The following is a 6627-nucleotide window of genomic DNA, read 5'->3' on the forward strand; positions in this document are numbered from 1 at the left end:
ATCCTTCTATGCAACTCGCTGAAGCACATTAAAAATTCTGATTAAAACGCTATGCTTCACACATTTCACTGATTCATGTAACAAACTGTTTAAGATTTGCTATCTTATCTGCGTGCGGCCTTAATTTTCAGGCGGCGTCCATGCGAAAACAACCCATAAAAATCAGGCGCAGCCACGATTTCCCTGGTGTTGGCGCAGTATTCGCGCACCCCGGTATAGCCGGGGTCATTTTTTTCGGGATTCTACCCAGGCTTTCAGCACTGCCACATCGTTTTGCCACTCTTGTTTCATCTCTTCAACCCAATCACCTACGTTATCTTCCCAGGCAGGTAAATCAGGCGACTGAATCTGTTGGCCCAGCTGCTGGAGATGGCGTAACCCGACTGAACCAGCTGCGCCTTTGATTTTATGTCCCTCTTCGACGATGCCCTTCTGGTCACGCGCCGTCAGGTTGGATTCGAGCACGTTCAGATAGCCCGGCATCATTTTTTCGAACACGGCCAGGCCATCGGTGATCAGTTTGGGTCCCACCAGATCGATATACTGCTCCAGCATGGCGGTATCCAGTATCGTTTGGGTTTTGGCGCTATCAACAGACGTCATGGTGCTCTCCTCTTCATCACAGGTATCCCAGAACTTCTTGATCATCGCCGTCAGGGCAGGTACTGCCAGCGGCTTGCTGAGCACATCGTCCATACCGGCCTCGAGGTACTCTTTTTTATCTTTCAGCACGTTTGCGGTCAACGCAACCAGCGGCGGCAGCTCGTCAGGAGCATATTTGCGCGTCAGCTCGCGGGAGATATCCAGCCCGGTCATGTCCGGTAGCTGAATATCGAGCAGCACCAGGTCGTACTCGCCCGGCGTGAACATCTCCAGCGCGGCTTTGCCGGTCATCGCGACATCCACGCTGTTACCGAGTTTTTCCAGTACCGACCGGGCGACAATGACGTTCAGCTCAATATCTTCAACCAGCAGGACGTGCAGGGCTGGAAGCGGCATATCATCGTTCTCAAACGTATCTTCCACTTCTTCAGCAACAGCAGGGGCGTGGACGGTAAGCGTAAAGGTGGAGCCTTTACCCGGCTGGCTGGCAACGGTGATATCCCCACCCATACTTTTCGCCAGACGTTTCGACACCGCCAGGCCAATGCCCGTGCCGGTCGCCGGTTTACCGCCGTGGCTGTCTTTAACCTGATAATACATGGCGAAGATCTTATCCTGCTCATCCTGAGGAATGCCGATACCCGAGTCCTCAACTTCAAAGTGCAGCATGTCCCCCTCATCATAGCGAATGCGCACCGCAACCCGTCCCTTCTGGGTAAACTTCACGGCGTTGCTGATGAGATTCCACAGGATCTGACGCAGACGCGTGCCGTCCGTCACCACTTTATGCGGCAGCGGCAGCGTCGGTTCCATCACGAAGCTCAACCCTTTCTGCTGGGCCTGCAAACCTGACAGGTTCTCCAGGTCCGCGAGGAAGCCGGTAAAATCAACCGGCTGGTTGTCGAGCTGAACCTTACGGCGCTCCATCTTATCCATGTCGATAATATCATTGAAGATATTGCCCAGCGTGACCGCCGAGACGTGGATCGTTTTGAGGTATTTTTCCTGCTCGCTGGTCAGGTCGGTATCCAGCAGAATACGGCTCAGCCCCACGATACCGTTTAGCGGCGTACGAAGCTCATGGCTGATGGTGGAGATGAAGGTGGTCTTGTCACGACTGGCGCGCTCCAGCGCATCCTGATATCGCTTACGCTCGGTGATATCACGGCCAAAGCCCATCAGACCATGACGTTTACCCACCCGGTCGTAATAAGGCACTTTGCGGATTTCAAAGCAGGCTTTGCGCCCGTCGGGATAATCCAGCCACTGCTCATAGGTCAACGAGACGTTATGGCGGAAGACCTTTTCATCCGTCTCCATCACTTTTGCCGCCGCCTCTTCGGAATAGACATCCTGAGGTTTCAGGTGTATCAGCTGCTTTTCGCTTTTCCCGGTCAACAGTTCCATGGCCCGGTTACAGCCGGAGAACTCTTTATCTTCATTACGGTAGAACACCAGATCCGGCGACGCATCGAGGAACGAGCGCAGGAAAGAGGATTGCTGTTCAAGCTGGATCTGCGTGACCTCACGCTCTTTCATCTCAATTTTCAGCTGCTCCAGCGTGGTCTGACGCTCGGCTTCCGCCTTCTCACGGTCTGAAATTTCCTGATTCAGCTGGGCAATGTTGTCCTTGAGCTGAACGTTGAGTTTAAGATCGCGCTCGCGCATCTCTTCCAGCTTATCCACCAGTTTCGATAAACGCTGTCGGGACTCTTCCAGCTGCTCAACCACCACGGAGAGGAAATAGACCGCCCATGGGGTGATCAGCAGGCCAAAGAAAATAGAGCGGATCACGTCGATGCTCTCGACCTGACCATGCAGAACCATGGTCACGGCCATTTGCACGACGATGGCCAGAACGACCAGCGCCAGCGCCAGCAGCATGGAAAAACGCACCAGCCCGAGCTTCATCATCAGGTCGACGTAGTACTGGGCCAGCATTCGAATTTGCTTCATAGAGGATCCCTTCACGACTTTATCGCTCAATAATACTCAAATTCACGGCGAGGCGTTGAAGGTTGTGAGAAAAAGTGCGGGGTGAAACAGGAGATTAGCCTCGCCCCCGGGCAAGCGGGAGCGAGGAAGAAGGTTTATCAGGAGCGTTTTAGCAGCATCCAGAGGCTGATCAGGAAGAAACTGGCGCTCGGCAACAGCGCGCCGATAATTGGCGGAATGCCATACACCAGCGTCAGCGGACCAAAAATCTGATCGAGGACGTAGAACACGAAGCCAAAGCTGATACCGGTTACCACGCGAACCCCCATCGGCACGCTACGTAGCGGTCCAAAGATGAACGACAGCGCCATCAGCATCATCACCGCCACGGACAGCGGCTGGAAGATTTTGCTCCACATGTTGAGCTGGTAACGCCCCGCATCCTGCCCGCTCGATTTCAGATACTTCACGTAGTTATGCAGACCGCTGATGGAGAGCGCATCGGGATCAAGCGCCACGACGCCAAGCTTGTCCGGCGTCAGGTCGGTTTTCCAGGTACCGCTAACGGTCTGCGAACCGGTGATCTGTTTCGGGTTAGTCAGGTCAGATTCATCAACCTGGGATAACCGCCACAGCTTGTTGTTTGCATCAAATTTAGCAGAGGCGGCATAACGCACTGACTGCAAACGACGATCGTTATTGAAAGCATAGATACTCACGCCACCCAGCTCGTCATCCCCTTTCACGCGTTCGATATAGACGAAGTTCTGGCCATCTTTCGCCCATAATCCCTGCTGCGTGGAGAGCAGAGAACCGCCGTACATCGCCTGAGCACGGTAGTTACGCGCCATCTGTTCGCCCTGCGGCGCGACCCATTCGCCGATCGCCATGGTCAGCAGCACCAGCGGGATCGCGGTTTTCATCACCGACAGCGCAACCTGCATACGGGTAAAGCCCGATGCCTGCATCACCACCAGTTCGCTACGCTGAGCCAGCATCCCCAGGCCCAGCAGCGCACCCAGCAGGGCCGCCATCGGGAAGAAGATCTGCACATCTTTTGGTACGCTGAGCAGGGTGTACATCCCGGCGCCCAACGCGTCGTAACTCCCCTGCCCGGCTTTTTTCAGCTGGTCGACAAATTTGATAATGCCCGAGAGCGACACCAGCATGAACAGGGTCATCATGATGGTGGTAAAAATTGTTTTACCGATATAGCGGTCAAGTACGCCAAACGCCTGCATTAGATGGCTCCTTTACGCGTAAACCGGGCACGAAGACGACGCACAGGCACCGTGTCCCACAAGTTGAGTCCGACTGCCAGCAGCAGATACAAACCATTCACGACCCAGGTCCAGATCATCGGGTCAATTTTTCCTTTCCCGCCGTTAGACTTGATTGAGGTTTGCAGCAGGAAGAACACCAGATACAGCAGCATCGCTGGCAGCATCGACAGCACGCGGCCCTGGCGCGGGTTTACCACGCTCAGCGGCACTACCATCAGCGCCATCATAAATACGGTGAATACCAGCGTGATACGCCAGTGCAGTTCAGCACGCGCACGATCGGTATCAGTATTCATTAAGGTGCGCATATCCATCTGCTCAGTATCCGTTGGATCGAGCGCGACGGCCTGATGACCAATGATGGCCTGGTAGTTCTGGAAATCGGTGATACGGAAGTCACGCAGCATAGCCGTGCCTTCGAAACGCGTTCCTTTGTTCAGCGTGACAACCTGAGAGCCGTCTTTACGCTGCGCCAGCTGACCGGAATCCGCCACTACCACAGAAGGGCGAGCGTTACCTTTCGGGCGCAGTTGAGCAAGAAACACGTCATTGAAGCGGTTGCCATCGACGCTTTCGATAAACAGCACGGAGTTACCGTCGGTCGCCTGCTGGAACTGCCCCTGCGCCAGCGCCGCCAGCCCCGGGTTAGCTTTTGCTTCCGCCAGCACCTCATCCTGATGACGGGACGAGGTCGGCCCCGCCCACATGACGTTAACCGCGGCAACAATGCCCGTAAACAGCGCCAGCACCATGGCTGCCTTTACCAGTACGGCCTTACTGAGGCCGCAGGCATGCATCACGGTGATTTCACTTTCGGTATAGAGCTTACCCAGGGTCATCAGCAGACCAAGGAACAGGCTTAACGGCAGGATAAGCTGCGCCATTTCCGGCACGCCAAGCCCGAGCAGGGAAAGCACCAGATTCGTTGGGATTTCGCCATCAACTGCCGCGCCGAGGATCCTGACCAGCTTCTGACAGAAAAAGATCAGAAGAAGGATAAAGAGGATCGCCAGTTGGCTCTTCAGCGTCTCCCGAACCAGATATCTTATGATTATCACTTTAAATACGCCCGTTAAAACTCGTCTTATGCAGGAATTTAGCTTGTTTCATGGCTTAAACGTCATTTATTCTCTTGAGTCGTCGAAATCATCGCTAAGATTAAAAAACCCGGCGGATTCGCGCTTCATGACATTTATTGACGTGTCGAAACCGTAGTAACGTAAGATTAACACGAAGTCACCACAACGGCGGACATGAGTTACGAAAGGTTTCAATTCTATCCGTAGCCGCCGCCGTTGTCTTTAAGATTCAGGAGCGTAGTGCATGGAGTTCAGTGTAAAAAGCGGTAGCCCGGAGAAACAGCGGAGTGCCTGCATCGTTGTGGGCGTCTTTGAACCACGCCGACTCTCCCCGATCGCCGAGCAACTCGATAAAATCAGCGACGGCTATATCAGCGCCCTGCTGCGCCGTGGCGAACTGGAAGGCAAACCAGGGCAGACCCTGTTGCTGCACCACGTTCCAAACGTCCTGTCCGAGCGTATTCTGCTGATTGGCTGCGGTAAAGAACGTGAGCTTGATGAGCGCCAGTACAAGCAGGTTATTCAGAAAACCATTAATACACTGAATGATACTGGTTCGATGGAAGCCGTCTGCTTCCTCACGGAGCTGCACGTTAAGGGCCGCAACACGTACTGGAAAGTACGCCAGGCCGTCGAAACCGCAAAAGAGAGCCTCTACAGCTTTGACCAGTTGAAGACCACCAAAAGCGAGCCGCGTCGCCCGCTGCGTAAAATGGTCTTTAACGTGCCAACCCGTCGCGAGCTGACCAGCGGCGAGCGCGCCATTCAGCACGGTCTGGCGATTGCTGCCGGTATTAAAGCGGCAAAAGATCTTGGCAATATGCCGCCAAACATCTGTAACGCCGCGTACCTGGCGTCACAGGCGCGCCAGCTGGCTGACGCCTACAGCAAGAACGTCATCACCCGCGTTATCGGCGAACAGCAGATGAAAGAGCTGGGGATGCACTCTTATCTGGCGGTCGGTAACGGCTCCCAGAACGAATCCCTGATGTCGGTCATCGAATACAAAGGCAATCCGTCTGAAGACGCGCGTCCGATCGTGCTCGTTGGCAAAGGGCTGACCTTCGACTCCGGCGGTATCTCCATCAAGCCTTCAGAAGGCATGGATGAGATGAAGTACGACATGTGTGGCGCGGCGGCGGTTTACGGCGTCATGCGCATGGTCGCGGAACTTCAGTTGCCCATCAACGTGATCGGCGTGCTGGCGGGCTGCGAAAACATGCCTGGCGGCCGCGCTTATCGCCCGGGTGATGTGCTGACTACCATGTCCGGCCAGACCGTTGAAGTGCTGAACACCGACGCCGAAGGCCGTCTGGTGCTGTGCGACGTGCTGACCTACGTTGAGCGTTTCGAACCTGAAGCGGTTATCGACGTAGCTACCCTGACCGGCGCCTGCGTGATTGCGCTGGGGCATCACATCACCGGCCTGATGTCGAACCACAATCCGCTGGCGCATGAGCTGATCGGCGCGTCCGAACAGGCTGGCGACCGCGCGTGGCGTCTGCCGCTGGGGGACGAGTTCCAGGAACAGCTGGAGTCTAACTTCGCGGACATGGCGAACATTGGTGGTCGTCCTGGCGGCGCAATTACCGCAGGCTGCTTCCTGGCGCGCTTCACCCGCAAGTACAACTGGGCGCACCTGGACATTGCGGGGACCGCATGGCGCTCCGGTAAAGCCAAAGGCGCGACCGGACGTCCGGTGGCGCTGCTGTCGCAGTTCCTGCTCA

At 55.3% G+C, this 6627-nt stretch carries 4 protein-coding genes; 1 reads left to right on the plus strand and 3 read right to left on the minus strand.

The features are described from left to right. Positions 1-225: 225 nt before the first annotated feature. From arcB to lptF, 3 genes are all read right to left on the minus strand, one after another. Positions 226-2559 (minus strand): aerobic respiration two-component sensor histidine kinase ArcB, encoded by a 2334-nt coding sequence (gene arcB / locus HP459_RS20215; protein WP_063137991.1) that lies wholly within the window; start codon positions 2557-2559, stop codon positions 226-228. Positions 2560-2696: 137 nt separating this feature from the next. Next, positions 2697-3779, minus strand: a complete 1083-nt coding sequence (lptG, locus tag HP459_RS20220; protein WP_022649534.1) for an LPS export ABC transporter permease LptG — start codon at positions 3777-3779, stop codon at positions 2697-2699. Continuing rightward, a complete protein-coding gene (gene lptF / locus HP459_RS20225) occupies positions 3779-4879 on the minus strand; it encodes an LPS export ABC transporter permease LptF (RefSeq protein ID WP_000584142.1) in 1101 nt (366 codons plus the stop codon). The genes lptG and lptF overlap by 1 nt, the downstream gene beginning before the upstream one ends. Before the next feature lie 265 nt (positions 4880-5144). On the opposite strand from lptF, the gene pepA reads away from it, so the two are divergent. Beyond that, the coding region (pepA, locus tag HP459_RS20230; protein ID WP_171936720.1) for a leucyl aminopeptidase at positions 5145-6627 on the plus strand (1483 nt) is incomplete at its 3' end.

Source organism: Enterobacter sp. CM29, assembly GCF_013179605.1.
Taxonomy (GTDB): domain Bacteria; phylum Pseudomonadota; class Gammaproteobacteria; order Enterobacterales; family Enterobacteriaceae; genus Enterobacter; species Enterobacter intestinihominis.

What these genes read in the sequence shown, in the direction of transcription:
- arcB (WP_063137991.1), bottom strand. Translation starts at nt 2,559, where the DNA reads ATGAAGCAAATTCGAATGCTGGCCCAGTACTACGTCGACCTGATGATG.
- lptG (WP_022649534.1), bottom strand. Translation starts at nt 3,779, where the DNA reads ATGCAGGCGTTTGGCGTACTTGACCGCTATATCGGTAAAACAATTTTT.